The organism is Streptosporangium nanhuense, assembly GCF_059358815.1.
In genome coordinates, this window is the sequence record NZ_JCADBG010000012.1 from 191,930 (window position 1) to 216,878 (window position 24,949).

A 24,949-nucleotide genomic window follows, 5' to 3' on the forward strand; every position below is an offset into this window, starting at 1 on the left:
CCCTGACGGGCTTGGGGCGACTTTGCCACCATACCCATGAGTACATCAGCGATCGCCATGGAGGATGTCCCTATGTTCACACGCATCGATCATGTGGGAATCGCCTGCCACGATCTCGAGGAGAAGATCGCTTTGTTCGAGCGGATCTTCGAGCTCACGGTGGTGGCCCGCGAGGTCAACACCGAGCAGGGAGTGAAGGAGGCGATGCTGCACATCGCCGACGGCGAGGGCGGTGGATCTTATATCCAGCTCCTCGAACCGCTCGGCCCCGACACGCCGGTGGGTAAATTTCTCGCGAAGCGCGGGGAAGGTGTTCACCATGTCGCCTTCGGCGTCCCGGACGTCGTGCAGGCCATGGACAAGATCGGCGACAGGGGCGTACGCCTCCTCGACGAGCGGCCGCGCCACGGTTCCCTGGGCTCCTCGATCGCTTTTCTTCATCCCAAAGACGCCGGGGGAATGCTCACCGAACTCGTACAGGCCGCGGAAAGGCAAGCCGAGGCCACGCCGAATGCAAGAAACGCTGATACGTAACAAGTCACGCATAAAGCCGGACGAGACCGCCAACTCGGCACCGGCGGAGTACGCTGGCGTACCACCGGACGTGGATCCCGCCCCGGCTCCCGCTTCGGATGCCTGAAACCCCCGTCCGGCCCGTGTAGCCGTCTCGACAACCCAGGATCGAGCCTCCATGCAGTCCGACATCGACGCCCAGCTCAACAACTTCTTTGAAGACGCCCCCGCTCGGGAATTCGACGTGGTGCTCCGTGGCTATGACCGGCACCAGGTCCACGACCACCTGAAGCAGCTCGACGGCGAGCTCCGGCAGTCCCGGGAGCAGGTCCAGGGCCTGCAGCGGGATCTGTCCGACTCCCAGCGCCAGCTTCAGGAGCAGGAGCGCCCGACCTACTCCGGGCTCGGCGCCCGCATCGAGCAACTGCTCCGCCTGGCGGAGGAGCAGGCGACCGAGCTGGTCCAGGCCGCCCGGTCGGAGGCGAACGAGATCAAGGCGGCGTCCAAGGTCGAGGCCGCCGACCTGCGCGCCGCCGCGGAGAACGAGGCGGCCGAGAAGCGCGCTCTCGCCACCCGCGAGGTCGACGAGATGCGCACCAGCGCGGAGCGCGAGGCCGAGGAGATCCGCTCGACCGCCCGCCGCGAGGCCGACGAGCTGACCGCCACCACCGAGCGCGAGGTCTCCAAGCTGCGGGCCACCGCCGACCACGAGGTGGCCGAGAAGCGCGCCGACTCCGAGCGCGAGATCGCCAAGCTGCGCACCACCACCGAGCGCGAGGTGGCCCAGCTGCGCGCCTCGACCAAGCGTGAGCGCGACGAGGTCCTCACCACCGCCAAGCGCCAGGCCGACGAGATGCGCGCCCAGGCCCAGCGGGTGCTCGAGGAGTCCGAGGCCAAGCGGGCCCAGGACGAGGCGGAGTTCGAGATCCAGCTCGCCGCCAGGCGCGAGGAGGCCGAGCGCCAGGAGGCCGAGCGCCACGCCAACGCGCAGGCCGCGGCCCAGCAGCTGACGGCCACCGCCGAGCAGCGGGCGGCCACCGCCGAGCAGCGGGCCACCAAGGCCACCCAGCAGGCCGAGCAGACCCGCCGCGAGGCCGACACGCACGCCAAGCAGTTGCTGGCCAACGCGCGCAAGAACGCCGACCAGGTCGTGTCCGAGGCCAAGGCGAGCGCCGAGTCCATCGTCTCCGAGGCCAAGGCCGAGTCCGAGCGCAGCCGCTCGGTCGCCCAGCGCCAGGTCGACGAGCTGACCCGCCAGCGCGACAGCATCACCAGCCACCTCGCGCAGCTGCGCCAGCTGCTCGGTGGCGCGCCGCTCCCGGCCGCCGAGCCGGAGCCCGCGATCGCCGCGGCACCGCCGAAGCCGGCCATCCCCGCCGCCGCCGCCAACGGCGCCGAGAAGCCGGTTCCCGCGCCCGCCAGGGCCGAGACCAAGGACGACGACGCGGAGTGGTGGCAGGAGTAGGCGGCCGCTGACTCGGGGCGTTGACGACGGCTACGGGAGAGCCTGGCGGCCTTCACGGTCGCCAGGCTCTCTTCCTGTCTCGTCTCTTTCCGCCGCCACCCGGACCGTGCGGGCCCGCCCGCAGACCATGACGATCGCGCCGCCCGTCCGCGAAACGACGCTCATCCGCTCCGCCGACGACGCCCCCGCCGAGCACCGCTCATCCGCGGGGCGGTGATCCCCCCGCGAGCTCGGCGACGAAGCCGGACACCGCCCGGTTGAACGCCTCGGGCTGCTCGACCGCGCTGAGGTGGCCGGCCTTCTCGATCACGGCGAGCCGCCCGTCGGGCACGGCCTCGACCATCGCGCCCGCCTCGGCGGGCGAGGCGATCTCGTCCTCCGCGCCCACGATCACCAGGACGGGCGTCTTGAGCGCCCGCAGCGTGTCGAAGGAGTCGGGGCGGTCCGCCATGGCCCGCTGCGCCCAGGCGACGGCCGTCGGCGGGGCCGACTGGACCAGCCCGCGCACCCGGCCGTACACCATCGCCCTGCGCCGCACGGTGGTCTCACCGACCAGCCCGGGGAGCACCTCCCGCAGCAGGACGGACGTGCCCTCCTCCAGCACCGCGGCGGCGATCCGCTCGCGGTTGGACCTGGCGGCCTCCGGGTCGGCCCCCGCCTTGGTGTCGGCGAGGATCACCCCCAGCAGCCGGTCGGGGTGGCGACGGCACAGGGCCATCGTCACGTAGCCGCCCATGGACAGCCCGCCGACGACCGCGCGGTCCACGCCCTCGCGGTCCAGCAGGCGTACGACGTCGTCGGCCATCACGTCGAGGGAGGGCTCGTCCTCGCCCAGCACCGAGCCGCCGAAGCCGCGCAGGTCGGGAGTGATGACCTTGCAGACCGCGGACAGGCCCTCCCGCTGGGCCAGCCACATGGCCGACGAGAGGGGGAACGCGTGAAGGAGGACGACCGGAAGCCCCTCTCCCGCCGACCGTGTGTACAGCTGCACGCCGTCCACCGTATTCCCGGGGTCTCCTCCTGGCACCCCCGCTTCCACAACCGTTGATGACGTTGTGGTAACTGCGCCGTCAACGAACGGGACCCGCCAGGCCATACGGTGACGAAGATCTCGTGAGGGGGTCGAACCGGGCAGCCTCCTAGGCGTCCGGAACCTCGGTGGGCAGGGGGTGGGCGGCCGGATTCACCCGCAGGACGATCTGGTCGAGGACGATGCGCACGTACGGCTCGCCGACCCACAGGTGCTTGGCGTCGTCCACCCCGATCACCTCGGCCTGGGGCACCCTGGCGAAGCGCTCGCGGGCCTGCTCCGGACGCAGGTAGTCGTCGAACTCCGGGACCATCGCGGTCAGCGGCCGCCCGAACCCCGCCCACGCGTCGAGGTCGGCGTCGGTGGCCCGGTGCAGCGGCGGGGAGAGCAGGATCGCGCCCTCCACCAGCGGGTCGCGGCCCCACTTGAGCGCCAGCTCGGTGCCGAAGGACCAGCCGAGCAGCCAGACCCGGGGCAGGTCGTGGAAGTCGGCGTACTCCAGGGCCGCGGCGACGTCCAGGCGCTCGTCCTCGCCTCCGCCGAAGGCGCCCTGGGAGGTGCCCCGCTCCGAGGTGGTGCCGCGCGTGTTGAACCGCAGCACGGCCAGGTCGGCGAGGGCGGGCAGCCGGTTGGCCGCCTTCTTGTAGACGTGGCTGTCCATCATGCCGCCGTGGGTGGGCAGCGGGTGCAGGCAGACCAGCGTGGCCACCGCGGGCCGGTCGGCGGGAAGGGCCAGCTCGCCGACGAGCGTCAGACCGTCGCCGGTGTGCAGCTCGATCGGCTCCCTGCGCGCGGGCAGCACCGTAGAGGCCCGAATCTCCATGTCTCTCCTCGAATCCGCTTCGGCCGGTCGGCGTCAGCGCCAGTCGTAGCCGGTCGCGGCCTGTCGTGGCCGGACCTGACAGTCGTAGCCGGTCGCGGTCGATCGCACCCGGACCCGGCAGTCGCGGCCGGTCGTGCCGGTCGCCGGCCGGTCAGTATCTGCTTCGGCCGGGACCGCGCCTGACCCGGTTGCGCCAGCACGCGGTGTGCCAGTGCCTGCGCTCGTCCTCCCCGCCCTGCCAGGCGGGCCAGCTGACCAGGTGCGGCAGGCCGGACCTGATCTCCTGGTCGCAGCCGGGGCAGCGGTAGACCTTGTCCGCCGCGCCGCCGGTGACCCTGCGCACCTGCCAGTCGCCGTCGGGCCACTCCTCGGTACGGTCGACGCCGGGCACCGAGCCGCCGACGGGACGGGCGTGACCCCGGTTGCCGCCACGGTCGAAGGGGTCGGCGCGGCGGGCCTTGCGGGGGCTCACGGCAGGTCTCGGATGCCCCGGACCCACGCCGCGCCGAGGCCTTCCGTCCCGGTCGTCCCGGTCGTCCCGGTCACCTCGGCCGCCTCAAAAGTGCTCGCCATCGCTCTCCCACCCTGCCCGCCAGGTCCACCCCACGTGGTGAACCGCCCTTTCCGGCATCGCAACAGTCTCCCAGAGAGGTACCGGCTACCCCAAAAGCCGGTCGGGTAGCTGAAGAGCGGACAGAAAGTACTTGAACGAGAGTTGAGTAGTAACTACTATTTGAAAATATGAGCAGAGGAGGAGACGTGAAGGACGAACTGACGCCGGAGGAGGCCCTGCGGCGGATCGCCGAGGTCGACCGGCGCGCCCGGAGGCCGGCACGTGTCGTCGGCCTGCTCTACGCGGTCGTCGGCCTGGGCACGATCGTCTACTGGCCTGTCATGTTCCTCGGCCCCGCCTGGTCGCGGGCCACGGCCGGGGTGGTGTGGATCGTGCTGACCGTCCTGTTCGTCGGATACCTCGGCGGCATGAGGGTCCAGGACCCGGAGGTCACCTGGGCCAACAAGTCGAACGGCCCCGTGACGATCTCGTACGTCGTCCTGGTCGTGGTCGTGTTCGTGTTCGGCGCGTTCCTCCTGCCCCGCGACCCGGGCGGCGGCTGGAGCGCGGCGCTGATCGCGCTCTCGCTCTGCGCGAGTGTCCCGCCCCTCTACGCGGCGTGGCGCGTGCTGCGGGCGGAACGGTGAGCACGACGCACGACGCGGACGGTGACCCAGGCGGCGACGTGAGCGGCACCCCGAACGGCGCGGAGAGGGCGGACCGGACGCGTCGTACGGGCGGCGGCGCGGGCCGGGCGGCGCGCGACACCAAAAGCACGGGGAGCACGGGGAGCACCGGGAGCACCGGGAGCGGCACGGGCTCGCACCCCCGGCACAACCTGGACGACGTCATCCACGCACCCGTCCGCTTGTCGATCATGGCCGCCCTGGCGGCCACCGACAAGGCCGAGTTCCGTTTCCTGCGCGACACGATCGAGATCAGCGACTCGCTGCTCTCCAAGCACGTCATCACCCTGGAGGAGGCCGGCTACGTGCGCGTGGAGAAGGCCTTCGTGGGCAAACGCCCACGCACCTGGCTGGCCATGACCAACGAGGGCCGCCGGGCGTTCCACGACTACGTCTCCGTGTTGAGGCGTCTCACCGAGGGATCCCCCCAATGATCGAGATAGACGACCTGCACAAACGGTACGGCGACAAGGTCGCCCTGGACGGCGTGACGTTCTCCGTGAGGCCCGGCGAGATGTTCGGCTTCGTCGGCGCGAACGGCGCGGGCAAGACCACCACCATGCGCATCCTGATGGGCGTGCTGACCGCCGACTCGGGCTCCGTGCGCCGCGACGGCAGGCCCCTGACGTTCGACGACCGGCGCCGGTTCGGCTACATGCCCGAGGAGCGCGGCCTCTACCAGAAGATGAGGGTCGCCGAGCAGGTCGAGTACTTCGGCAGGCTCAGCGGCCTGACCCCGGCCGGGGCGAGGAAGGCCACCGGCGACCTGCTCGAACGGCTCTCGCTCACCGAGCGCGCGAACGACGCGGTGGACGCGCTCTCCCTGGGCAACCAGCAGCGCGTGCAGCTCGCGGTGGCGCTGGTGCACGAACCCGAGGCGCTCGTCCTGGACGAGCCCTTCTCCGGGCTGGACCCGCTGGCCGTCGACTCGCTGGCCGCGGTGCTCGCCGAGCGGTGCGCCGCGGGCGTGCCGGTGCTCTTCTCCAGCCACCAGCTGGACCTCGTCGAGCGGCTCTGCGACTCGGTCGGCATCATCTCCGCCGGCCGCGTGGTGGCCAGCGGCACGGTCGAGGAACTGCGCGACCGGGAGGGACGCGGCCGCCTCAGGGTGGTCGTCAGGGACGCCTCCCCCGGATGGGCCGCCTCCCTGCCGGGAGAGGTCACCGAGAAGGGCGACGAGGTCCTCGTCGCGGGCGTCGACGGAGACGGCCAGGAGATCCTGCACCTCGCGGTCAAGGCCGGAAGGGTCGAGCACTTCGGCTGGCAGCGCCCCACGCTCACCGAGATCTTCAGGGAGGCCGTCGCGTGAACGGGTTGTGGCTGGTCGCGCGGCGGGAGATCGTCACGCGCGGCCGTACGAAGGCGTTCGTCATCGGGCTCGTGGTCAGCGCCGTCCTGGTCGCGGCGCTGGCGTTCCTGCCCAGGCTCTTCTCCGGGCCCGACTCCTACACCGTGGGACTCGCCGGAGCGCAGGCGCAGGCGCTGGAACCGGCCCTGACCGGTGCGGCGAAGGACGTGAAGCTCACCATCAGGAAGTTCTCCGACGAGGGCGACGCGGTCAGCGCGATCAGCCTCGACGAGGTGGACGCGGCCGTGGTGGACCGCAACAGGGTGCTCGCCGACGGCGAGGTGGACGACGAGCTCGGACTGCTGCTGGAGACCGCGAACCAGACCACCCAGACTCAGCGGCAGCTGTCCGAGGCGGGCCTCGATCCGGCCAAGGTGGCCGCCGCCATGCGGGTCGCCCCCCTGGAGCAGGTCTCCATCGGCGCCGACGCCCGCTACGCGGGCGTGCGGGTGGCCATCGCGTCCCTGCTGGTCATGGTGCTGTTCTTCCTGCTCATCTACTCCTCCATGTACGTCGCCATGGGCGTGGTCGAGGAGAAGGGCAGCCGGATCGTGGAGATCCTGCTCACCTCGGTCCGCCCCTGGCAGCTGCTCGGCGGCAAGATCGTGGGACTCGGCGCGCTCGCGCTGGCCAACATGGTCGTGATCATCGTGGCCGGTCTCGGCGCGGCGGCGGCGACCGGCCTCGCGGCCGACCTGCCCCCGGGCATGACGGGCATCGTGATCAGCGCGCTGTTCTGGTTCATCCTCGGGTACGCCTTCTTCGCCGCGATGGCGGCGGCGCTCGGGTCGCTGGTGTCCAGGCAGGAGGACGCGAACAGCGTCCTGACCCCGATGACGATGCTCATGATGATCACCTACCTGGTCGCCTACTTCGCGGCGGTCCAGCCGGGCAGCCCGGTGGCCAGGATCCTGTCGCTGGTCCCGCCGTTCTCCTCGATGGTCATGCCGGTCAGGATGGCCGGGGGCGAGGTGCACACCTGGGAGATCCTCGTGGCGGCGGTCCTGATGCTGCTGGCGACGGTGGGCACCCTGATGCTCGGCGCCCGCATCTACAGCCGCGCGGTCCTGCGCACCGGCGCCCGGGTCAAGCTCTCCGAGGCGATGCGCTGACCCTCCCGGCGTGACTCCCCGGCCCTGCGGCCGGGGAGTCCGTCTTTCCGGTCAAGGGCCACGAGACCACCGGGGCGCTGGGCCGCGGGACCACAGGGCCGCTGGAGCGTCTGGACGGATCGCGGGGATCCGGGCCCCGTCCGGCCGATAGGGTTCGGTCATGCGTCTGGTCATAGCGCGGTGCAGCGTGGATTACGTCGGGAAGCTCACCGCCCATCTCCCGATGGCGCCCCGGCTCATCCTCATCAAGGCCGACAGCAGCGTCTCCATCCACGCCGACGACCGGGCCTTCAAGCCGCTCAACTGGATGAACCCGCCGTGCAAGCTCCGCGAGGAGGAGGGCACCTGGACGGTGACCCACGGCAAGACCGGCGAGAAGCTCGTCCTCACCATGGAGGAGATCATCCACGACACCAGCCACGAGCTGGGCGTGGACCCGGGCCTGATCAAGGACGGGGTCGAGGCCCACCTGCAGGAGCTGCTCGCCGAGCACATCACCACCCTGGGCGCGGGCTGGACGCTCGTCCGCCGCGAGTACATGACGGCCATCGGCCCCGTCGACATCCTCTGCCGCGACCACACGGGCGCGTCCGTCGCCGTGGAGCTCAAGCGCCGCGCGGGCATCGACGCCGTGGAACAGCTCACCCGCTACCTGGAGCTGATGAACCGCGACCCCCTGCTCGCCCCGGTCGGTGGCATCCTCGCCGCCCAGAGCATCGCACCCCAGGCCAAGACCCTGGCCGAGGACCGCGGCATCCGCTGCGTCACCCTCGACTACGACGAGCTGCGCGGCATCGAGCGCAACGACACCCTCTTCTGACGACCACCGCACCTCGCCGGTTCCGCGCGCCCCGCGTTCGGGCTGTGCCCTCCAGGGCGCCGCGGCTGGGGCCGCCGATGGCCGGCCACCGGCGGCAAGGTCGTCAAGGTCGTCCGGTGCGTGATCGCGGGTGATCCCGGCCACGCGTCCGGTGGCGGCAGACCCGTTCCGGGGTCGCACGCCGAGGAATGACGGGGCTCCGTGTCCTCCGTTCGGTGGACACGGGGTTCCATCGAACGTTGGTGCCGCGCGGACCCCGTGAACGCGACGCTTGGGACATGGACACAGCGGTAAGAGTGAGAGGCCTGACCAAGCGTTACGGCGACGTCCAGGCCGTCGGGGGGATCGATCTCGACATCCACGCGGGCGAGGTGTTCGCGATCCTGGGCCCGAACGGGGCCGGGAAGTCCACCATGGTGGAGATCATGGAGGGGCACCGCACCAGGGACGCCGGGGAGGTCGGCGTCCTGGGTGTCGATCCCGGCAGGCCCACCCGCGCGTGGCGTTCGCGGATCGGCATCGTGCTGCAGACGGCCAACGACGTGGCCGAGGCGACCGTACGGGAGACGGTGCGGCACTTCGCGGGCTACTACCCGAACGCCAAGGACCCGGACGAGGTGATCGAGCAGGTCGGGCTGACGGAGAAGGCGGACCAGCGCATCCGGAAGCTCTCGGGCGGCCAGCGGCGCCGGGTGGACGTCGCGCTGGGGGTGATCGGCGACCCGGAGCTGCTGTTCCTGGACGAGCCGACCACCGGGTTCGACCCGGAGGCCCGCAGGCAGTTCTGGGAGCTGATCGCGGGCCTGGCCCGCGACGGCACCACGATCGTGCTGACCACCCACTACCTGGACGAGGCCGAGGCGCTGGCCGGCCGGGTGGCCGTGGTCGCCGGGGGGCGGATCGTGGCCGAGGGCGAGCCCAAGACCCTGGGCGGCAGGGCCGCCGCCAAGGCCCTGGTGAGCTGGTCCGAGGAGGGTGAGCGTCACTCCCTGGAGACGGACACGCCGACCAGGACGGTCCTGGAGCTGACCCGCCGCTTCGACGGCGAGGTCCCGGAGCTGGCCGTGACCCGTCCCACCCTGGAGGACGTCTACCTCCGCCTCATCGAGACCCCCGCCTGACCGTCTCCCGTACGAGCGTCGACCGATCCCCCCGAGGTGACCGATCAGATGAACCAGACCCTTGCCCGACCTTCCGCCCCGGCCGTCCGAGCCGGGCAACCTTCCGTGATACGACTGGGGCTGTCACGGACGGTCATCGAGAACAGGATGTTCTTCCGCGAGCGGGAGGCGGTGATCTTCACCTTCGCCTTCCCGATCGTCATGCTGGTGCTCTTCGGCTCGATCTTCGCCGGCGAGATGGAGGGGACCGGCCTGACCGTCTCCCAGCTCTACGTGGCCGGGCTGATCGGGACCGCCACGATGACGGGGTTCCAGAACCTCGGCATCAACGTCGCGATGGACCGCGACGACGGCACGCTCAAACGGCTGGCGGGCACCCCGCTGCCCCGCACCTCCTACTTCATCGGCAAGGCCCTCAACACCCTGTCCGTCTCCTTCCTGCAGGTCGCCATCCTGCTGGCGATCGGGGTCGCGCTGTTCGGCCTGGAGCTGCCGTCGGAGGCGTCCCGGTGGGTGACCTTCACCTGGGTGTTCGTGCTCGGCGTGATCGGCTCGTCCCTGCTCGGGGTGGCGATCAGCAGCCTGCCCAGGTCGGCCAAGAGCGCCAGCGCGGTGATCGCGATGCCGTTCGTGGTGCTGCAGTTCATCTCCGGGGTGTTCATCCCCATCGGGCAGCTGCCGGCCTGGCTGGTGAACATCGCCTCGATCTTCCCGCTCAAGTGGATGTGCCAGGGTTTCCGGTCGGTCTTCCTGGGTGACGCCGGCGCCACGCTTGAGGTCGCGAAATCGTATGAACTCGACCGGGTCGCCCTGGTTCTGGGAGCCTGGGCGATCGGAGGACTGGTGCTGTGCCTGATGACGTTCCGCTGGAAGAGCCGCCGCGACGGGTGAGCCCCGCCGGCCCCGCCTGCCACACCGAGCCCCCCGCCAGGGGGGCCGGTGCCCACGCGTGGGAGTCGCTGTGGGGCTGGGAGATGCTCCTGGTCCTCGGGCTCCTCCCGCCCGTCTGGGGCGTGCTCGCCGCCGATGTGCCCGTGTCGGAGAAGGTGGTCGTGGCGGGCTGCCTGACCGCGATCCTGCCGCTCTACGTCCTGCTGGGCCGCCCGGCGATCGTCAGCGGTGACCGGGTGCGGGGGGCGCTCTACATCATCCTGCTGATCGCGCTGTTCGTCCCCCCGGGGCTCACCGCGTCGTACGTCACGTTCGCCCTGTTCGGCCTGTGCCCGCAGTGCTTCATCGTCTTCCGCGTCAAGTGGGCGATCGCCGCCATGATCGCGTTGAACCTCTCCCCGATGATCCGCTACCTGTTCCTGGAGCCGAATCCGGAGCCGTTCAACTTCCTGGTGGTCGCCATGACCACCATCTTCTTCTCCTCCACGTTCGGCATCTGGATCGAGCGGATCACCACGCAGAGCGAGGAGCGGGCCGCGCTCATCGAGGAGCTGGAGAGCAGCCGGGCCGAGGTGGCCAGGCTCTCGGCCGAGCGCGGGGCCCAGGCCGAGCGCGAGCGGCTCGCCGGGGAGATCCACGACACCCTGGCGCAGGGCTTCACCAGCATCATCATGCTGATCCAGGCGGCCGAGGCGCAGCCGGACCCGTCCCGCCACCTGGGGCTGGCCATCCAGACGGCGCGGGAGAACCTGACCGAGGCCCGCCTGCTGGTCACCACGCTGAGCCCGGCGCCGCTGGACGGCTCGACCCTGGACGAGGCCCTGGGACGCCTGACGAACCGGCTCGGCGAGGAGGCCGGCCTGTCCACCGAGCTGGAGGTGCGCGGGGAGTCCCGGCCGCTGAGCGCCCCGGTCGAGGTGGTGCTCGTCCGCGCCACCCAGGAGGGCCTGGCCAACGTGCGCAAGCACGCGGCCGCGGCGTCCGTCACGGTCTCGATCTCCTACCGGGACGGCTCCGTGCGGCTGGAGGTACGCGACGACGGGCGCGGTCTCGGACCGCTCGACGGCGAGGGGTACGGCCTGCGGGGCATGCGCGCCCGCGTGGAGCAGGTCGGCGGGACCCTCACGGTGACGGGACTCCCCGGCGGGGGAACGGCCCTTGAGGTGGTCGTCCCCACCGACCTGCCCGCCCTTCCCGCAGGCGACCACCCGGATCCGACCGGCACCCCCGATGACCGGCCCGGCCGGCCTGACCCGGTCCCCCGGACCAACCCGACCACCCAGAAAGTGTGACGCATGCTTCGCGTGATGATCGTCGACGATCACCCGGTGGTCCGCGAGGGCCTTCGAGGCATGCTGGAGGCCGACCCGGGGATCACGGTGGTGGGCGAGGCGGCGTCCGGGGACGAGGCCGTCGTGCGGGCCGGGGAGCTCGCGCCGGACGTGATCCTGATGGACCTGCGCATGCCGGACGGGGACGGGGTGAGCGCCACCTCGCGCATCCTCGGCGGGCGGCCGGAGAGCCGGGTGGTCGTGCTGACCACCTACGAGACCGACGCCGACATCGTGCGGGCGGTCGAGGCCGGTGCGGCGGGCTACCTGCTGAAGGACACCTCCAGGGCCGACCTGCTGGCCGCGATCCGCTCGGCGGCGCGCGGGGAGACCGTGCTGTCGCCGTCGGTGGCCACCAGGCTGGTCACCCGGATGCGGGCCCCGGTGGCCGAGTCGCTGTCGCCACGCGAGACGGAGGTGCTCTCCCTGGTCGCCAGGGGGCTGACCAACGCGGAGATCGGCAGGACCCTGTTCATCAGCGAGACCACGGTGAAGACCCACCTGCTGCGCGTCTTCGGCAAGCTCGGCGTCTCCGACCGCACCGCCGCCGTGACCACGGCCCTGGACCGGGGCCTGCTCACCCGCTAGGCGCCCGGCCGGAGCCTGCCCGCCCGGGACGCGAGACGCCCGGCCCGAGACGCGAGGCGAGATGAGGCGAGGCGAGGCGAGACGCCCGACCGGAACGTGCCTTTCCGGACCGCCGCGAACCGGCGGGCTTTTCCCGTTTCACTCGCGAAACAAACCTCACTCCGTTCACACGAGTGAAAGGACCTTGACCGGCTACTCAGACTTGTCACCTTCTTGCACCCAAGATGTAAGCAATAATACAACGACCCTTCCGCAAAAAGGATCTTGCACCCATAATGGTTGATTCCGGGGGCCAGAACCATGAGGTGGAAGTGATAAAGCGAGTATCTGTCAACCTCGCGCTGACCTGCGGGAGCTTGACATGAACGGACGGTCCTACCGGGGAATGTCGGCGGAGGAGCGGCTGGCGGAACGCCGGGAGCGCCTGATCTCCGCGGCGTACGATCTTTACGCCGACCCCGGATTCCCGGAAACGACGATCGAGAGGTTGTGCGCCGCGGCACGCATCTCCAACCGCGCCTTCTACGAGTGTTTCTCGGGGCGCGACGAGCTGATGCAGACCGTGTACGACCGGTGCGTGCACGAGACGCTGGAGACGATGGGGAAAGCCATCGACCAGGCACCCGACACCCTGGCCTCCCGGGTCAAGACGGGGGTCACCAGCTACATCAGTTTCGTCACCGGCGACAGGCGCCGCGCGCGGATCATGCATCTGGAGGTGCGCCGGGCGGGCGACTGCCTCACCACCTCAAGACAGTCGGCCGTCGAGGCCCTCCTCAAGACGATCGAGTCGAACGTCGCCGATCTGCCCGAGGCCACGAAGGCGAACCAGCGTCTCCTCGCGCTGGGCATGATCGGAGCGGTCCAGGAACTGCTCATCGAGTGGGTCCTGGCCGACGACCCGCCTCCGGTCGGCAAGCTGATCGAGACCGCCACGCACATCTTCCACAGGTCCTTCGTGACCTGATGCCGGCGGGAGACGAGGACGGGCCCGCCGGGCCCGTCCTCCGATATGTTCCGGTGCCGCCGTCGCCCCGAATCCCGGCGGCCGTCCGGATCAGGCCACCGCGGCCACGGGGAGCTCGACGGTGAGGACCCGGTTGAGCCGGGTCACCGCCAGCACCCGCATCACCCTCGGCGGCACCCCCCTCAGAATGAGGCGGCGTTCCGCGCCCACAGCGCGGCGATGCGTGCCCACCAGCACCCCGAGACCGGTGGCATCGATCATTTCCAGCCTGGAAAGATCTACGATCAGGTCGCCGTGCCCGGAGTCGACTGCCTCGTGCAGCCGCGGGCGCACTCGGGCGACGGTTCCCACGTCGAGACGGTTCCCGACGCCGACCACCTGTGCCCGGGGGTTACCAGGGACGCGCATGCCTCCTCCTCACGCCCGGCCACCGAACGGAAGCGGCCCGGCACAACGGCGGTGCGTCGCCACGGCTACTCGATTACGCACCGCGTTCATACGATGTCACAGCGTACAAGAAGGTGCGAACCTCCCTCGCTCCCGAGAACACCCTGCAGACGAACATGTGGGTTCCTTGCCCGAATCAAGTGAGAAAACGCGGTTTAAAGCCAACCTTTTTGTTGGGCAGATCGAATCGCGGTGATCCGGTTGGTCGCGCCCAGTTTGGTGATGGCGCTGGACAGGTAGTTGCGTACGGTGCCCTGCGTGAGGTGGAGCGCGGCGGCGATCTCGGCGACCGAGGCTCCCTGGGCGGCCAGCTCCAGGGCGCCGCGCTCGCGCTCGGTGAGGGGGCTCTCCCCCGCCATCATCGCCGAGGCGGCCATCTCCGGGTCGAGGTAGCGCCCGCCCGCGTGGACCTTGCGGATCGCCGTCGCCAGCTCGTCGGCGGAGGCGTCCTTGGGGATGAAGCCGCGCACCCCGGCCGCGAGCGCCCGCCGCAGGTGTCCCGGCCGGCCGAAACTGGTCAGCATCAGCACCGCGTGGCCCGGCAGCGTCTCGGCGACGCTCAGCCCGTCCATCCCCGGCATCTCGATGTCCAGTACGACCACGTCGGGCCGGTGCTCCAGCACGGCCGCCGCCACCAGGTCCCCCCTGGCCACCTCGGCCACCACCTCGACGTCCGGCTCCAGGTCGAGCAGGGTGGCGATCGCCTTCCTGACCAGGTGCTCGTCGTCCGCCAGCAGTACCCGGATCACCGTGCCACCCCCACCGGACGGCCCACTCCGACCGGACCGCCCACCCCCGCCGGACCGTCCACCCCGACCGGACCGCTCGCCTCCGCCGGACGGCCCGGTGCCGCGGCCATCGCCTGGATCATCGTTCTCCCTCCAGCGGAACCGTCGCCCGCAGCCCGAACTCCCCGGGGCCGCCGGGGCCCGCCGTCACGGTTCCGCCGATGGCGGCGACCCGCTCCGACAGCCCGACGAGACCCGTACCGCCCCGGCCGTCCACCCCGCTCACCCCGTCGTTGGCCATCTCCAGCACGGCGTTCCCCTCCCGGAGGGTGATCGCGATACGGCACCAGGTGGCGGAGCTGTGCCGCAGCACGTTGGTGGTGCCCTCCCTGACCACCCAGGCCAGCAGGGTGGCCACCCCCTCCGGTACCTGGTCGCGCGGCGTCTCCAGGGTGCAGCGGATGCCGCCGGCCTCCAGCACCGCGGTCATCGCGCGCAGCTCGGCGGCGAGGTCGACCGTGCGGTAGCCGCGCACCGCGGCGCGGATCTCCTTGAGCGTCTGCCTCGCCAGGGCCCGTACCTCGTCCATCTCCCCGGCCGCCCGCTCGGCGTCCACTCCCGAGAGCTTGGCGGCCACCTCGCTCTTGACGGCGATCGCGGAGAGGCTGTGCCCGACCAGGTCGTGCAGGTCGCGGGAGAAGCGCAGCCGCTCCTCGGTGACGGCCAGCCTGGCCTGCGCCTCCTTGCCCTCCTCCGCGGTCCTCACCACCCGCCAGAACCACAGCTGGAACCGGTTCGCCCACGGCATCATCAGGGACACCCCGATGTATCCGCCGAGGACGGGCCAGACCCCCTCCGCCTGCGACGGCACGAACAGGTCGCCGAGCCCCGGACCGGTACCGGCGCCCGGTGGCGCGAGAAGCACGCTGACCACGATCGCCCCGACGATGGCGGCGACCGTGGCGGACCTGCTCAGCAGCAGCGCCGCACCCGACGCCCACGCCGGGCCGAGCAGTCCCCAGTTCCAGGGGTCGCCGTCCTGGGTCAGCAGGAGGATCACCGCGACCGCGGCGGAGGCGACGAGCTCACCTCTCGCGGAGGTCCCGGCCACGGCCGCTTCGAGGATCCTCAGGTAGATGACGCTGAAGACCACCAGGCCCGGCACCCCGACGGCCAGCATCAGGAGCCGGGACCGCTCGTCCATGTCCGCCAGCGCGCCGAGCGGGGCGAGCCAGGCCAGGACGAGGCCCATGACCAGGGAGAGGAAGGTCATCCGGCGCAGCCGCTGGACGGGTGACCGCTGTTTCCTCCGGGGAAGCGCGGAAGAGACGAGGCGCACGAGGCGCCTCATCCCTTTCTCGCCGATATTTACAGACATTTCGTTATGAACGTTAGCCGTGCCGCGGTTCCCAGCGAAACAGCCACCTGGCCAGCAGCCCCGCCACCGCGATCCAGGCCAGCAGGATCGCGAAGGACGGCAGCGCGGCCACCCACTGCCCGCCCATGCTCAGCGCCTCCCCGCCCCCGGAGACGTGATCCCCGCCCAGGAAGGCGGTGCGCGCGATCTCCACGACCGGGGTCGCGGGCAGCAGGGCGGCGACGTCGCCCAGCGGACCGGGCAGCGTGTCGGCGGGGAACGCGATCGGGGCGCCGACCAGGACGAGCAGGATCACCGGCAGCACCGTGACCTGGGCGAGCTCCGCGTTGGGCGTGAGGCCGGAGAAGGCGGCGGCGAGCAGGCAGAACAGCGTGACCCCCAGGACGGCGGCGGTCACGAGCATCGGCACGTTGGCCATCATGACCCCCTCGGACCGCCACATCCAGACGGCCAGGAGCGCCACCTGGGCGAGATAGAGCGCGAGCGCGCCGAGGGCGCTGCCGCCGAGGATCGCCGGGCCCGACGGCTGGCCCGCGCGCAGCCGCTTGAGCACCAGTTCCTCGCGCCGGGCGGTGAAGGAGTTCACCAGGTTGACGAAGACCGCGAACACCAGCAGCAGCCCGGGCAACCCGGCCAGCACGAACACTCTCCCGGCCACACCGTCGATCTTCTCGGTGCCGACGGCCTGGGTGTACACCCAGGCCATCAGGAGCGGCAGCAGGAGCACGTTGAACAGGACCGTGGTGTTCCTGCTCACCAGGGTCAGGTCGATCCTCGCGAGCCGCACCGCGTGCAGAACGTCGGTTCTCATGGTCATTCGCCCCTTCTCGCCGTTCCCGCCGCCACCGGCCCGCCGGATCCATCGGATCCGGCCCTCTCCCCCTCGGGCGACGCCTCCCCGGCCACGCGCATGAAGACGTCCTCCAGGGTCCCCCGGCGTACGGCGAGCCGTCCCAGGGTCTCCTCCCGCGCGTCGGCCCAGTCCAGGAGCCGCCGCACCGCCGCGTGAGCGCGGGCCTCGCCCCCCTCCCCGGCCAGGGTGTAGGTGATCCCCGTGTCACCCGTGTCGCCGCCGTAGGCCAGCACGGGGGCCACGCCGTCCAGCGAGGGAAGGTCTCCGAAGGCCCAGGAGGTGCCGGGAAGGCGGAAGGAGATCCGGTCGCCGGAACCGGCCACGACCTCCTCGACGCCGCCCTGGAGGTGGATCCTGCCCTCGTGCATGATGGCCAGCCGGTTGGCGAGGCGCTCGGCCTCCTCCAGGTAGTGGGTGGTGAGCAGCACCGTGGTGCCGTCCGCCCGCAGGTCCTCGATCACCTTCCAGGTGGCGCGGCGCGCCTCGGGGTCCATGCCCGTGGTCGGCTCGTCCAGGAAGAGCACCTCCGGCCGGGAGGTCACCGCCAGCGCGAGGTCGAGCCTGCGCCGCTGGCCGCCGGAGAGCTGCCGCACCTTGGTTTTGGCCTTCCTGCCGAGCCCCACCGCCTCCAGCGCGTCCACGGTCCGCGGATCCGTGCCTTTGCGCCGGCCGAGGAGGGAGAACGTCCCGGAGGGGCCGGCGGGCGCGGCGGGTCCTCCGAAGCGGCCCGCGTCCTGGCTCAGCCCCTCCCACAGGCCGACGGTCTCGGCGACCGTGAGGTCACCGAGGAAGCCGCCCTCCTGCAGCATGATCCCCACGCGGGGCCGCAGCCTCCGGCGCTGCCTGACCGGGTCGAGCCCGAGCACGCGGACGCTGCCGCCGGTGGGGGTCCGGAACCCCTCAAGGACCTCCACGGTGGTGGTCTTGCCGGCGCCGTTCGTGCCGAGCAGCGCGAACAGCTCGCCCCTCGGGACCGTGAAGGAGACGCCGCGCACCGCTTCGAAGTCGCCGTACGCCTGCCGCAGACCGCCGACCTCGATCACGTCGTCGAGGCCGGCGGTGGCGGTGCCCGGTGGGTCCGTCGCCTGTGGTGTTCTCATGGGGACAATCGTCGTCGTCCCGCGTTTCACCAGGTAGTCGCCGATATCACCGGAACGGCAGTGATTTCTGATGCGTTTCGGATGACAAATGTCAACTACGGGCGGGGCGGCAGCGCGGGACGGCGGCGGGACGGCCGGGTGGCGCGGTCGGGCGGGGTCGCCGCCGGGCGCTCCTCCAGCGCGGCCAGCACGAGCCGTACCGCCTCCTCGATCTGCGGGTCCCTGTCCTCGGCCCAGTCGCCGGGGGCGATGTCGACCTCGACGTCCGGGTCGACGCCGTAGTTCTCCACGCCCCAGCCCAGCTCCTCGAACCAGAAGGAGTACTTGGGCACGGTGATGCGCGAGCCGTCGACCAGGCGGTGGGCGTCCTCGATGCCGATGACGCCCCCCCAGGTACGGGTGCCCACCACGGGCCCGAGTTTGTGGATCTTGAAGGCCGCGGTGACGATGTCGCCGTCGGACCCGGCGTTCTGGTCGGTGATCGCGACCAGCGGGCCGCGCGGCGCGTCCTCGGGGTAGGTGATCGGCGTCATGCCCCTCGGCAGGTCCCAGGCGATGACCCGGCGGATCAGCTTCTCGATGACCAGCTCGGAGGTGTGGCCGCCACGGTTCCCCCGTACGTCCACCACCAGCCCCTCGAAGGTCATCTCCCTGCGCAGGTCGCGGTGGAACTGCGCCCAGCCCTCGGCCACCATGTCGGGGATGTGCAGGTAGCCGAGGCGCCCGCCGCCGAGCTCCCTGACCCGGGCCCGGCATCCGGCCACCCAGTTCTGGTAGCGCAGGCGCCGGTCGTCGCGCAGCGGCGTGACGACCACCCGCCGGCCGCCGTCCAGGGTGAGCTCGACCGGCTTGTCGGCGGCGCCGACCAGCAGCCGCGCGGGCCCCTCGGGCGGCACCGGGCGGCCGTCGACCGCGAGCAGCGCCTCGCCCGCCTGGACGCCCGGCCCCGGCCCGGCCAGCGGCGAGCGGGCGTGCACGTCGGAGGACTCGGCGAGCAGCACCCGGTCCACCCGCCAGCGGTCGTCGTCGCCCCTGGAGAGGTCGGCGCCGAGCAACCCGATCGGGTCGGAGGCCGCGTGGCCCCAGGGGGCGGCGTCGACGTAGGCGTGCGAGCTGCCCAGCTCTCCCATCACCTCCCACAGCAGGTCGGCGAAGTCGTCGGCGGTGGCGACCCGGTCCACCAGCGGCCGGTACTCCTCCAGCACCGCCTCCCACTCCACGTCGGCCATGTCCTCGACCCAGAAGTCGGCGCGCATCCGGCGGCCCAGCTGGGCGTAGGCGTGCCGCCGCAACGCCGCCGGGTCGGCGGTGATCCGGATCCTGGACAGGTCGACGGTCGTGTCGTCGCCGTTCTTGCCCCCCGGCTTGCCCAGGGCGGGACGGACCGTGAGCGTGCCCTTGTCGCTGACCACGAGCTGGGTGCCGTCACCGCTCACCCGGTACCAGTCGAGCTTGTCGACCACTTCCTCCCACTTGCGCTTGACCAGGTCGTAGCGGTCCAGCGCCGGGCGGGGCGCCTCGCCCCCCACCTCGTCCCTGTCCTCGCCGAGCTCCCCGGCCAGCGGCTCCCGCAGCCAGACGAAGCCGCCCTTGACCGCCCGCAGGTCCGAGTAGCGCCCCTCGGGCACCGGCACCTGCACGACCCTGGTGGCGATGCCCTCCAGGTCCACGGTGATCGCGCCGTCGTCCTTCTTGCCGTCGTCGTCGCCCGAGCCCGAGCCGGAGTCGGCGGCCCGCCCCGCGGAGCTGGGCGCGAACGGGGACGGCGTGGACGCCGACAGCGGCACCAGGTAGGGCCGGTAGCCGAAGGGGAAGGACATGTCGAAGGAGTGCGCGTCGTAGACCGGGTCGAAGCCGCGCCGCGACAGGAACGCCAGATAGTCCCCCGCGAACGCGGGCGAGATGTCCACGAACCGGCCGTCGGTGACGTCGGTCACGACCCGGTCCGCCACCCTGGCCAGCCTGATCCTGCGCAACTGCGGGCCGTCCGGGTGCGACCAGGCCAGCCAGGCCGAGTCGGGCGACCAGCCGAGGCCGTGGATCTCCCCGTCGGCCCGGGCCAGCTCCACGACCTCGCCGGAGGCCACGTCGGCCAGGAGCAGCCGCCCGTCCCTGGCGCTCACCGCGATCGTGTTCCCGTCGGGCGCGACGGCCAGGTCTCCCACCTCGCCCAGCGCGCCCGCGGCGATCCTGCGGCTCTCCCCGCCGCCCGCCGGGGCGATCTCCAGCCCCTGCGTCCGGCCGTCGTCGAAGACCCACACCACGCGGTCGTCGCCGAGGACGCGGGGCAGCCCCGCCGACAGGCCGTCGCTGAGCTGCCGCGCCGGGCCGTCCCGGTGGGTCACCCAGTGCACCGACCCCTGGACCTCCACCGCGCTGGCCCGCCCGGTCGCGTCCACGGCCAGGTCGTGCAGCCGCCTGCCCGCGTTGACCTGGTACGGCTGCCGCCCCCGAAGCGGGGAGCCCAGGGTGATGTCGAGCTTGCGGGCCTCGGCGTCGAGGCCGTCCAGGAGATAGACGTCCCCGGCGTTCTGGTAGACGATCCGGGTCCCGTCGGTGGTGGCGTGCCGGGCGTAGAAGACGTCGTGGTCGGTGTGGCGGCGCAGGCCGGAGCCGTCCGGCTCGCAGGAGTAGAGGTTGCCGACACCCTCGTGGTCGGAGACGAAGACGAGCCGCCCCCCGACGAGCATCGGGTTGGCGAGGTGGCCGTCCAGGTCGGCCAGGACCCGGCCGAAGTCACCCTCGCCCCGCCGCAGCCACAGGCGGCCCGCCGTGCCGCCCCGGTAGCGCTTCCAGGTCCCCGGGTCGCGGGCGAGCCCCCCGGTGAGCAGCGCCACCGCCTCCCCCGTGACCGACAGATCGTTCACCGGGCCGTACGGCAACCGCTCGGGACGCCCCTCACCGAGCACGTAGGCCCAGGTCCGCGAGACGAACGGCTGGCCGGTCGCGCTGATCGCGAGAATCCCGCCCTCCGGCGTCCAGCCGCGGGTACGGGTCCGCGCGTCTCCCCAGTAGGTCAGCCGCTCCGCCGAACCGGCCTCCAGATCCGCCAGGTAGACCTCGGGGGCACCGTCGCGAACGCTGGTCCAGGCGACCTTGGTACCGCCGGGGGAGAGACGGGGATGGGCCGCGGGGGCCCGGTCCGAGGACAGGCGCCACGCCCGGCCGCCGTCCGCCGGAGCCGCCCAGACGTCGTCGTCGGCGACGAAGGTCAGCGTCTCGTGGGAGATGTGGGGGAATCGCAGGTAGAAACCAGAAACCATCGACAAATCATATTGTCCACTATCGGGTTAATCAGGAGAGTTTTTCGGCCGATACGCTGAGCCACATGACGCGAGCTGACAGAGACAAGCCGGTGGTGCTCTCGAAGATCTACACCCGCACCGGGGACGACGGCACGACCGCGCTCGGCGACATGAGCCGCACCCGCAAGACCGACCCGCGCCTGGCCGCCTACGCGGACGTCGAGGAGGCCAACGCGGCGATCGGCGTGGCCCTGGCCGCGGGGACCCTGGAGGCGGACGTCACCGCCGTCCTCTCCCGGATCCAGAACGAGCTGTTCGACGTCGGGGCCGACCTGTGCGCCCCGCTCGTGGAGAACCCCGAGTTCCCGCCGCTGCGGGTCGAGCCCTCCTACATCGAGTGGCTGGAGGCCCGCTGCGACGAGTTCAACGAGCGCCTGGAGCCGCTGCGCAGCTTCATCCTGCCCGGCGGCACCCCGGCCGTGGCCGCGCTGCACGTCGCCAGGACCGTGGTCCGGCGGGCCGAGCGGACCGTCTGGTCGGCGCTGGAGGCCCACGACGACGTCAACCCGCTGACCGCGAGATACCTCAACCGGCTGAGCGACCTGATGTTCATCCTCTGCCGGGTGGCCTCGAACGGCGAGGAGATCCTCTGGAAGCCCGGCGGCACCCGCTGAGAAGCCGAGAGATCAGGCGACGTCGAGATAGGCGCTGGGCGGGGCCGACTCCAGCCAGGCGACGAAACCGGTGAGGGCCCGGTAGCCCATGGCGAGCTCGAAGGCGTCCTGCCCGTTGCGGCACTCGATCGCCGTCACGCCCTCGATGAACCCGAAGAACTCGCCGGACCCGACCTTGCGGCGCCCGGAAACGACAAGGCCGCGCCTCACGATGACGTGGCGCGGCCTTGGAAGCAGACCTATCAGCGGGATCCAGTTGAGGTGGCCGTCGGCGTAGCGGGCCACACCGACCCGCCAGCCTCGCTCCTTCGACAGGGAGCGCAGGCAACAGAGCACCGATCCCCGGGAGCGGGTCAGTATCAGAACCCGGAGTCCCAGGAGGGCGACGAGCAGCCCCAGCACGATGAGAACATCCACCACCATGTCTGCTCGCCCCCCAAAAGCGCGTACAGCCTAAGAAGCAGAATTTATCCGACTTCTTCCCCGGCCGCGCGCAGCCGGGCCCGGGCACGCTTGGCCTCGGCGGCCGCGTCCGCGTCTTCCTGGTCGGCCTCGACCGAGGCCTGAGCCCGCTCCAGCGCGTTCTTCGCACGGGCGACGTCGACCTCGGAACCCAGCTCTGCCAGCTCGGCGAGGATCGACACCTCGTCGTCGGCCACCGAGAGGAATCCTCCGTGGACGGCGGCGACGAGGTCGGACTCGCCGTCGCCCCGCTTGATCTTCAGCAGACCACCCTCGACGAGAACGCCGAGCACGGGTGCGTGCTTAGGCATGATACCGATCTCGCCGTCGACGGTCTTGGCAATCACCATGTCGGCCTCACCGGACCAGATCTCACGCTCCGGGGAGACGACGCCTACTCGCAGCTTCGCCACTTTCTCTCCAGTTCCTTATCGAACCAGGCGCCGGTACGGCCGCGTGACCGTACCGGCGCCGAAGGCGACTAGCGGGCGAGTTCCTTGGCCTTGGCCACGGCCTGGTCGATGCCGCCGACCATGAAGAACGCCTGCTCGGGCAGGTGGTCGTAGTCGCCGGCGCACAGGCCCTTGAACGAGGCGATGGTCTCGTCCAGCGGGACGTTCTCACCGGGCTGGCCGGTGAAGGCCTCCGCGGCGTACATCGGGTGCGACAGGAAGCGCTCGATGCGACGGGCCCGGTTGACGGTGACCTTGTCCTCTTCCGAGAGCTCGTCGATACCGAGGATCGCGATGATGTCCTGCAGCTCCTTGTACTTCTGCAGGATCCGCTTCGTCTCCTGGGCCACGCGGTAGTGCTCCTCGCCGACGATCAGCGGGTCGAGGATCCGCGAGGTGGAGTCGAGCGGGTCCACCGCGGGGTAGATGCCCTTCTCCGAGATCGGCCGCGAGAGAACGGTCTGCGCGTCGAGGTGCGCGAACGCGTTGTGCGGGGCCGGGTCGGTGATGTCGTCCGCGGGGACGTAGATCGCCTGCATGGAGGTGATCGAGTGACCGCGGGTCGAGGTGATGCGCTCCTGGAGGACACCCATCTCGTCGGCCAGGGTCGGCTGGTAACCCACCGCGGACGGCATACGGCCGAGCAGGGTGGACACCTCGGAACCGGCCTGGGTGAACCGGAAGATGTTGTCGATGAACAGCAGCACGTCCTGCTTCTGGACGTCACGGAAGTACTCCGCCATGGTCAGGGCGGAGAGCGCGACGCGCAGACGGGTGCCCGGGGGCTCGTCCATCTGGCCGAAGACGAGGGCGGTGTCCTTGAGGACGTTCGCCTCCTCCATCTCCAGCCAGAGGTCGTTGCCCTCACGGGTGCGCTCGCCGACGCCGGCGAACACCGAGGTGCCACCGAAGTTGCGGGCGACCCGGCGGATCATCTCCTGGATCAGGACGGTCTTGCCCACGCCCGCGCCGCCGAACAGGCCGATCTTGCCGCCCTGCACGTACGGGGTGAGCAGGTCGATGACCTTGATGCCGGTGGTCAGCATCTCGGTGCGCGACTCGAGGGTGTCGAAGGCGGGCGACGGGCGGTGGATGCCCCAGCGCTCGCTGATCTGGAGCGAGGAGGTCTCGACGTCCAGCGACTCGCCGAGGGTGCTCCACACGTGGCCCTTGACGACGTCGCCGACGGGGACCGAGATGGCCGCGCCGGTGTCGGTCACCGGGGCGCCACGGGTGAGGCCGTCGGTGGGCTGCATGGAGATCGCGCGGACGAGGTTGTCACCCAGGTGCTGGGCGACCTCCAGGGTGAGGACCTTGGCCTCGCCCTGCAGCTCGACGTCCACCTTGAGGGCGTTGTAGATCTCGGGCATCGCCTCGACGGGGAACTCCACGTCGACGACGGGACCGGTGACCCGCGCGACGCGGCCCACGCCGGTCTCAACAGTCTGTGCAGTCATTTCACTCTTTCCCCGCTGCGGAGTCAGCCAGCGCGTTCGCGCCGCCGACGATCTCGCTGATTTCCTGGGTGATCTCGGCCTGGCGGACCTGGTTCATCTGCTGGGTGAACACGCGGATGAGCTCGTTGGCGTTGTCGGTGGCCGACTTCATGGCCCGGCGGCGCGAGGCTTCCTCCGATGCCGCCGACTGGAGCAGCGCGGTGAAGATGCGCGACTCCACGTAACGCGGCAGCAGCGTGTCGAGGACCTCGCCCGCGGTGGGCTCGAACTCGAAGTACGGCAGCGGCGTGTCGGACGGGTCCTCGGCGGTCTCCTCGACCTCCAGCGGAAGGATCCGCTTGACCACGACCTCCTGCGTCAGCATCGAGACGAACTCGGTGGAGACGATGTGGATCTCGTCCACCCCGTCCTCGGCCGAGAAGGCCTCGATGAGGGCGCCCGCGACCTCCTTGGCGTCGGAGTAGGCGGGCTTACGGGAGAAGCCCGTCCACTGCCCGCCCATCTCACGGTTGCGGAAGGCATGCCAGGCGACGCCCTTGCGGCCCGTCACGTAGGGCACGGGCTCGACGCCCCTGTCCCGCAGCAGGTTGCCGAGCGCCTCCGCCTCGCGCAGGATGTTGGCGTTGAAGCCGCCGCAGAAACCGCTGTCGCTGGTGACGATCAGGACGGCGGCCCTGGCGGGCTGCTCCTTGGCCACCGTCAGCGGGTGGTCGGTGCTGGAGGTGTTGCTGACCACGCCCGTGACCGCGCGGGTGATCTCGCGCTCGTAGGGCACGGCGGCCTGCATCCGCTGCTGTGCCTTGACGATGCGGGACGAGGCGATGAGCTCCTGGGCGCGGGTGATCTTCGCCGTGGACTTGACCGACTTGATCCGCCGCCGCAGCAGTCTTAGCTGGGCACCCATC

General features: G+C 71.1%; 26 protein-coding genes. 13 read left to right on the forward strand and 13 right to left on the reverse strand.

The window, feature by feature from the left end; genetic code table 11:
* Nucleotides 1-72 precede the first annotated feature (72 nt).
* A complete protein-coding gene (gene mce, locus AC5L38_RS23590) occupies nt 73-534 on the forward strand; it encodes a methylmalonyl-CoA epimerase (protein WP_495244988.1) in 462 nt (153 codons plus the stop codon).
* A gap of 157 nt (nt 535-691) precedes the next feature.
* On the forward strand, nt 692-1,978 hold the full coding sequence (locus AC5L38_RS23595) for a DivIVA domain-containing protein (protein ID WP_495244989.1): 1,287 nt from the start codon (nt 692-694) through the stop codon (nt 1,976-1,978).
* Nucleotides 1,979-2,177: 199 nt separating this feature from the next.
* On the opposite strand, the gene AC5L38_RS23600 is transcribed toward AC5L38_RS23595, so the two are convergent.
* The 3 genes from AC5L38_RS23600 to AC5L38_RS23610 all read right to left on the reverse strand — a co-directional run bounded on the left by AC5L38_RS23600 (nt 2,178) and on the right by AC5L38_RS23610 (nt 4,303).
* Nucleotides 2,178-2,969, reverse strand: a complete 792-nt coding sequence (locus tag AC5L38_RS23600; protein WP_495244990.1) for an alpha/beta fold hydrolase — start codon at nt 2,967-2,969, stop codon at nt 2,178-2,180.
* A 148-nt stretch (nt 2,970-3,117) separates the two neighbouring features.
* Nucleotides 3,118-3,831 carry an alpha/beta hydrolase gene (locus AC5L38_RS23605; protein ID WP_495244991.1) on the reverse strand — a complete coding sequence of 238 codons (714 nt, stop codon included), beginning with the start codon at nt 3,829-3,831 and terminating at the stop codon, nt 3,118-3,120.
* A 151-nt stretch (nt 3,832-3,982) separates the two neighbouring features.
* The gene (locus tag AC5L38_RS23610; protein ID WP_495244992.1) at nt 3,983-4,303 is read right to left on the reverse strand and encodes an Rv1322 family protein; all 321 of its coding nucleotides are present in this window, start codon (nt 4,301-4,303) and stop codon (nt 3,983-3,985) included.
* Between the two features lie 287 nt (nt 4,304-4,590).
* Here AC5L38_RS23610 and AC5L38_RS23615 point away from each other — a divergent pair, with 287 nt between their 5' ends.
* The 10 genes from AC5L38_RS23615 to AC5L38_RS23660 all read left to right on the forward strand — a co-directional run bounded on the left by AC5L38_RS23615 (nt 4,591) and on the right by AC5L38_RS23660 (nt 13,248).
* Complete coding sequence (locus AC5L38_RS23615; RefSeq protein WP_495244993.1) at nt 4,591-5,031, forward strand: hypothetical protein; 441 nt, start codon at nt 4,591-4,593, stop codon at nt 5,029-5,031.
* The gene (locus AC5L38_RS23620; protein ID WP_495244994.1) at nt 5,028-5,504 is read left to right on the forward strand and encodes a winged helix-turn-helix domain-containing protein; all 477 of its coding nucleotides are present in this window, start codon (nt 5,028-5,030) and stop codon (nt 5,502-5,504) included. Before AC5L38_RS23615 ends, AC5L38_RS23620 begins: the two co-directional genes overlap by 4 nt.
* Nucleotides 5,501-6,379 (forward strand): ABC transporter ATP-binding protein, encoded by an 879-nt coding sequence (locus AC5L38_RS23625; protein ID WP_495244995.1) that lies wholly within the window; start codon nt 5,501-5,503, stop codon nt 6,377-6,379. Before AC5L38_RS23620 ends, AC5L38_RS23625 begins: the two co-directional genes overlap by 4 nt.
* Entirely contained in the window at nt 6,376-7,530 is a 1,155-nt protein-coding gene (locus tag AC5L38_RS23630; protein WP_495244996.1) for an ABC transporter permease, read from the forward strand. The genes AC5L38_RS23625 and AC5L38_RS23630 overlap by 4 nt, the downstream gene beginning before the upstream one ends.
* 160 nt (nt 7,531-7,690) lie before the next feature.
* Nucleotides 7,691-8,350, forward strand: a complete 660-nt coding sequence (gene nucS, locus AC5L38_RS23635) for an endonuclease NucS (RefSeq protein ID WP_362679973.1) — start codon at nt 7,691-7,693, stop codon at nt 8,348-8,350.
* Between the two features lie 278 nt (nt 8,351-8,628).
* Nucleotides 8,629-9,471 (forward strand): ABC transporter ATP-binding protein, encoded by an 843-nt coding sequence (locus tag AC5L38_RS23640; RefSeq protein ID WP_495244997.1) that lies wholly within the window; start codon nt 8,629-8,631, stop codon nt 9,469-9,471.
* Between the two features lie 105 nt (nt 9,472-9,576).
* On the forward strand, nt 9,577-10,362 hold the full coding sequence (locus AC5L38_RS23645) for an ABC transporter permease (protein ID WP_495244998.1): 786 nt from the start codon (nt 9,577-9,579) through the stop codon (nt 10,360-10,362).
* The gene (locus AC5L38_RS23650) at nt 10,320-11,654 is read left to right on the forward strand and encodes a sensor histidine kinase (RefSeq protein WP_495244999.1); all 1,335 of its coding nucleotides are present in this window, start codon (nt 10,320-10,322) and stop codon (nt 11,652-11,654) included. The genes AC5L38_RS23645 and AC5L38_RS23650 overlap by 43 nt, the downstream gene beginning before the upstream one ends.
* Before the next feature lie 3 nt (nt 11,655-11,657).
* Nucleotides 11,658-12,281, forward strand: a complete 624-nt coding sequence (locus tag AC5L38_RS23655) for a response regulator (RefSeq protein WP_495245000.1) — start codon at nt 11,658-11,660, stop codon at nt 12,279-12,281.
* 361 nt (nt 12,282-12,642) lie between these two features.
* Nucleotides 12,643-13,248: a TetR/AcrR family transcriptional regulator gene (locus AC5L38_RS23660; protein ID WP_495245001.1), complete on the forward strand. Its 606-nt coding sequence runs from the start codon at nt 12,643-12,645 to the stop codon at nt 13,246-13,248.
* A gap of 90 nt (nt 13,249-13,338) precedes the next feature.
* Here AC5L38_RS23660 and AC5L38_RS23665 read toward each other — a convergent pair whose 3' ends face one another.
* From AC5L38_RS23665 to AC5L38_RS23690, 6 genes are all read right to left on the reverse strand, one after another.
* Entirely contained in the window at nt 13,339-13,656 is a 318-nt protein-coding gene (locus AC5L38_RS23665; RefSeq protein WP_362679943.1) for an STAS domain-containing protein, read from the reverse strand.
* 194 nt (nt 13,657-13,850) lie between these two features.
* Entirely contained in the window at nt 13,851-14,444 is a 594-nt protein-coding gene (locus AC5L38_RS23670; protein WP_495245002.1) for a response regulator, read from the reverse strand.
* Nucleotides 14,445-14,562: 118 nt separating this feature from the next.
* Nucleotides 14,563-15,762, reverse strand: a complete 1,200-nt coding sequence (locus tag AC5L38_RS23675; protein WP_495245003.1) for a sensor histidine kinase — start codon at nt 15,760-15,762, stop codon at nt 14,563-14,565.
* Between the two features lie 52 nt (nt 15,763-15,814).
* Nucleotides 15,815-16,612 carry an ABC transporter permease gene (locus AC5L38_RS23680; RefSeq protein WP_495245004.1) on the reverse strand — a complete coding sequence of 266 codons (798 nt, stop codon included), beginning with the start codon at nt 16,610-16,612 and terminating at the stop codon, nt 15,815-15,817.
* Nucleotides 16,613-16,614: 2 nt separating this feature from the next.
* On the reverse strand, nt 16,615-17,754 hold the full coding sequence (locus AC5L38_RS23685) for an ABC transporter ATP-binding protein (protein WP_495245005.1): 1,140 nt from the start codon (nt 17,752-17,754) through the stop codon (nt 16,615-16,617).
* Nucleotides 17,755-17,849: 95 nt separating this feature from the next.
* A complete protein-coding gene (locus AC5L38_RS23690) occupies nt 17,850-21,017 on the reverse strand; it encodes a S41 family peptidase (RefSeq protein WP_495245006.1) in 3,168 nt (1,055 codons plus the stop codon).
* Between the two features lie 65 nt (nt 21,018-21,082).
* Between AC5L38_RS23690 and AC5L38_RS23695 the strand changes: the two genes are divergently transcribed.
* Nucleotides 21,083-21,673: a cob(I)yrinic acid a,c-diamide adenosyltransferase gene (locus AC5L38_RS23695; RefSeq protein ID WP_495245007.1), complete on the forward strand. Its 591-nt coding sequence runs from the start codon at nt 21,083-21,085 to the stop codon at nt 21,671-21,673.
* 12 nt (nt 21,674-21,685) lie between these two features.
* Here the strand turns inward: AC5L38_RS23695 and AC5L38_RS23700 are convergent, their stop codons facing one another.
* From AC5L38_RS23700 to AC5L38_RS23715, 4 genes are all read right to left on the reverse strand, one after another.
* Nucleotides 21,686-22,096: a DUF2550 domain-containing protein gene (locus AC5L38_RS23700; RefSeq protein ID WP_329090987.1), complete on the reverse strand. Its 411-nt coding sequence runs from the start codon at nt 22,094-22,096 to the stop codon at nt 21,686-21,688.
* Nucleotides 22,097-22,140: 44 nt separating this feature from the next.
* Nucleotides 22,141-22,548: a F0F1 ATP synthase subunit epsilon gene (locus AC5L38_RS23705; protein WP_389922547.1), complete on the reverse strand. Its 408-nt coding sequence runs from the start codon at nt 22,546-22,548 to the stop codon at nt 22,141-22,143.
* A gap of 68 nt (nt 22,549-22,616) precedes the next feature.
* Nucleotides 22,617-24,044, reverse strand: coding sequence for a F0F1 ATP synthase subunit beta (gene atpD / locus AC5L38_RS23710; RefSeq protein ID WP_386155494.1), 1,428 nt, complete (start codon nt 24,042-24,044; stop codon nt 22,617-22,619).
* 1 nt (nt 24,045) lies between these two features.
* A complete protein-coding gene (locus AC5L38_RS23715; RefSeq protein ID WP_495245008.1) occupies nt 24,046-24,948 on the reverse strand; it encodes a F0F1 ATP synthase subunit gamma in 903 nt (300 codons plus the stop codon).
* Nucleotide 24,949 lies beyond the last annotated feature (1 nt).

What these genes read in the sequence shown, in the direction of transcription:
- AC5L38_RS23680 (WP_495245004.1), bottom strand. Translation starts at nt 16,612, where the DNA reads ATGAGAACCGACGTTCTGCACGCGGTGCGGCTCGCGAGGATCGACCTG.
- AC5L38_RS23605 (WP_495244991.1), bottom strand. Translation starts at nt 3,831, where the DNA reads ATGGAGATTCGGGCCTCTACGGTGCTGCCCGCGCGCAGGGAGCCGATC.
- AC5L38_RS23595 (WP_495244989.1), top strand. Translation starts at nt 692, where the DNA reads ATGCAGTCCGACATCGACGCCCAGCTCAACAACTTCTTTGAAGACGCC.
- AC5L38_RS23685 (WP_495245005.1), bottom strand. Translation starts at nt 17,754, where the DNA reads ATGAGAACACCACAGGCGACGGACCCACCGGGCACCGCCACCGCCGGC.
- atpD (WP_386155494.1), bottom strand. Translation starts at nt 24,044, where the DNA reads ATGACTGCACAGACTGTTGAGACCGGCGTGGGCCGCGTCGCGCGGGTC.
- AC5L38_RS23640 (WP_495244997.1), top strand. Translation starts at nt 8,629, where the DNA reads ATGGACACAGCGGTAAGAGTGAGAGGCCTGACCAAGCGTTACGGCGAC.
- nucS (WP_362679973.1), top strand. Translation starts at nt 7,691, where the DNA reads ATGCGTCTGGTCATAGCGCGGTGCAGCGTGGATTACGTCGGGAAGCTC.
- AC5L38_RS23655 (WP_495245000.1), top strand. Translation starts at nt 11,658, where the DNA reads ATGCTTCGCGTGATGATCGTCGACGATCACCCGGTGGTCCGCGAGGGC.
- AC5L38_RS23715 (WP_495245008.1), bottom strand. Translation starts at nt 24,948, where the DNA reads ATGGGTGCCCAGCTAAGACTGCTGCGGCGGCGGATCAAGTCGGTCAAG.
- AC5L38_RS23695 (WP_495245007.1), top strand. Translation starts at nt 21,083, where the DNA reads ATGACGCGAGCTGACAGAGACAAGCCGGTGGTGCTCTCGAAGATCTAC.
- AC5L38_RS23660 (WP_495245001.1), top strand. Translation starts at nt 12,643, where the DNA reads ATGAACGGACGGTCCTACCGGGGAATGTCGGCGGAGGAGCGGCTGGCG.
- AC5L38_RS23690 (WP_495245006.1), bottom strand. Translation starts at nt 21,017, where the DNA reads ATGGTTTCTGGTTTCTACCTGCGATTCCCCCACATCTCCCACGAGACG.
- AC5L38_RS23625 (WP_495244995.1), top strand. Translation starts at nt 5,501, where the DNA reads ATGATCGAGATAGACGACCTGCACAAACGGTACGGCGACAAGGTCGCC.
- AC5L38_RS23665 (WP_362679943.1), bottom strand. Translation starts at nt 13,656, where the DNA reads ATGCGCGTCCCTGGTAACCCCCGGGCACAGGTGGTCGGCGTCGGGAAC.
- mce (WP_495244988.1), top strand. Translation starts at nt 73, where the DNA reads ATGTTCACACGCATCGATCATGTGGGAATCGCCTGCCACGATCTCGAG.
- AC5L38_RS23700 (WP_329090987.1), bottom strand. Translation starts at nt 22,096, where the DNA reads ATGGTGGTGGATGTTCTCATCGTGCTGGGGCTGCTCGTCGCCCTCCTG.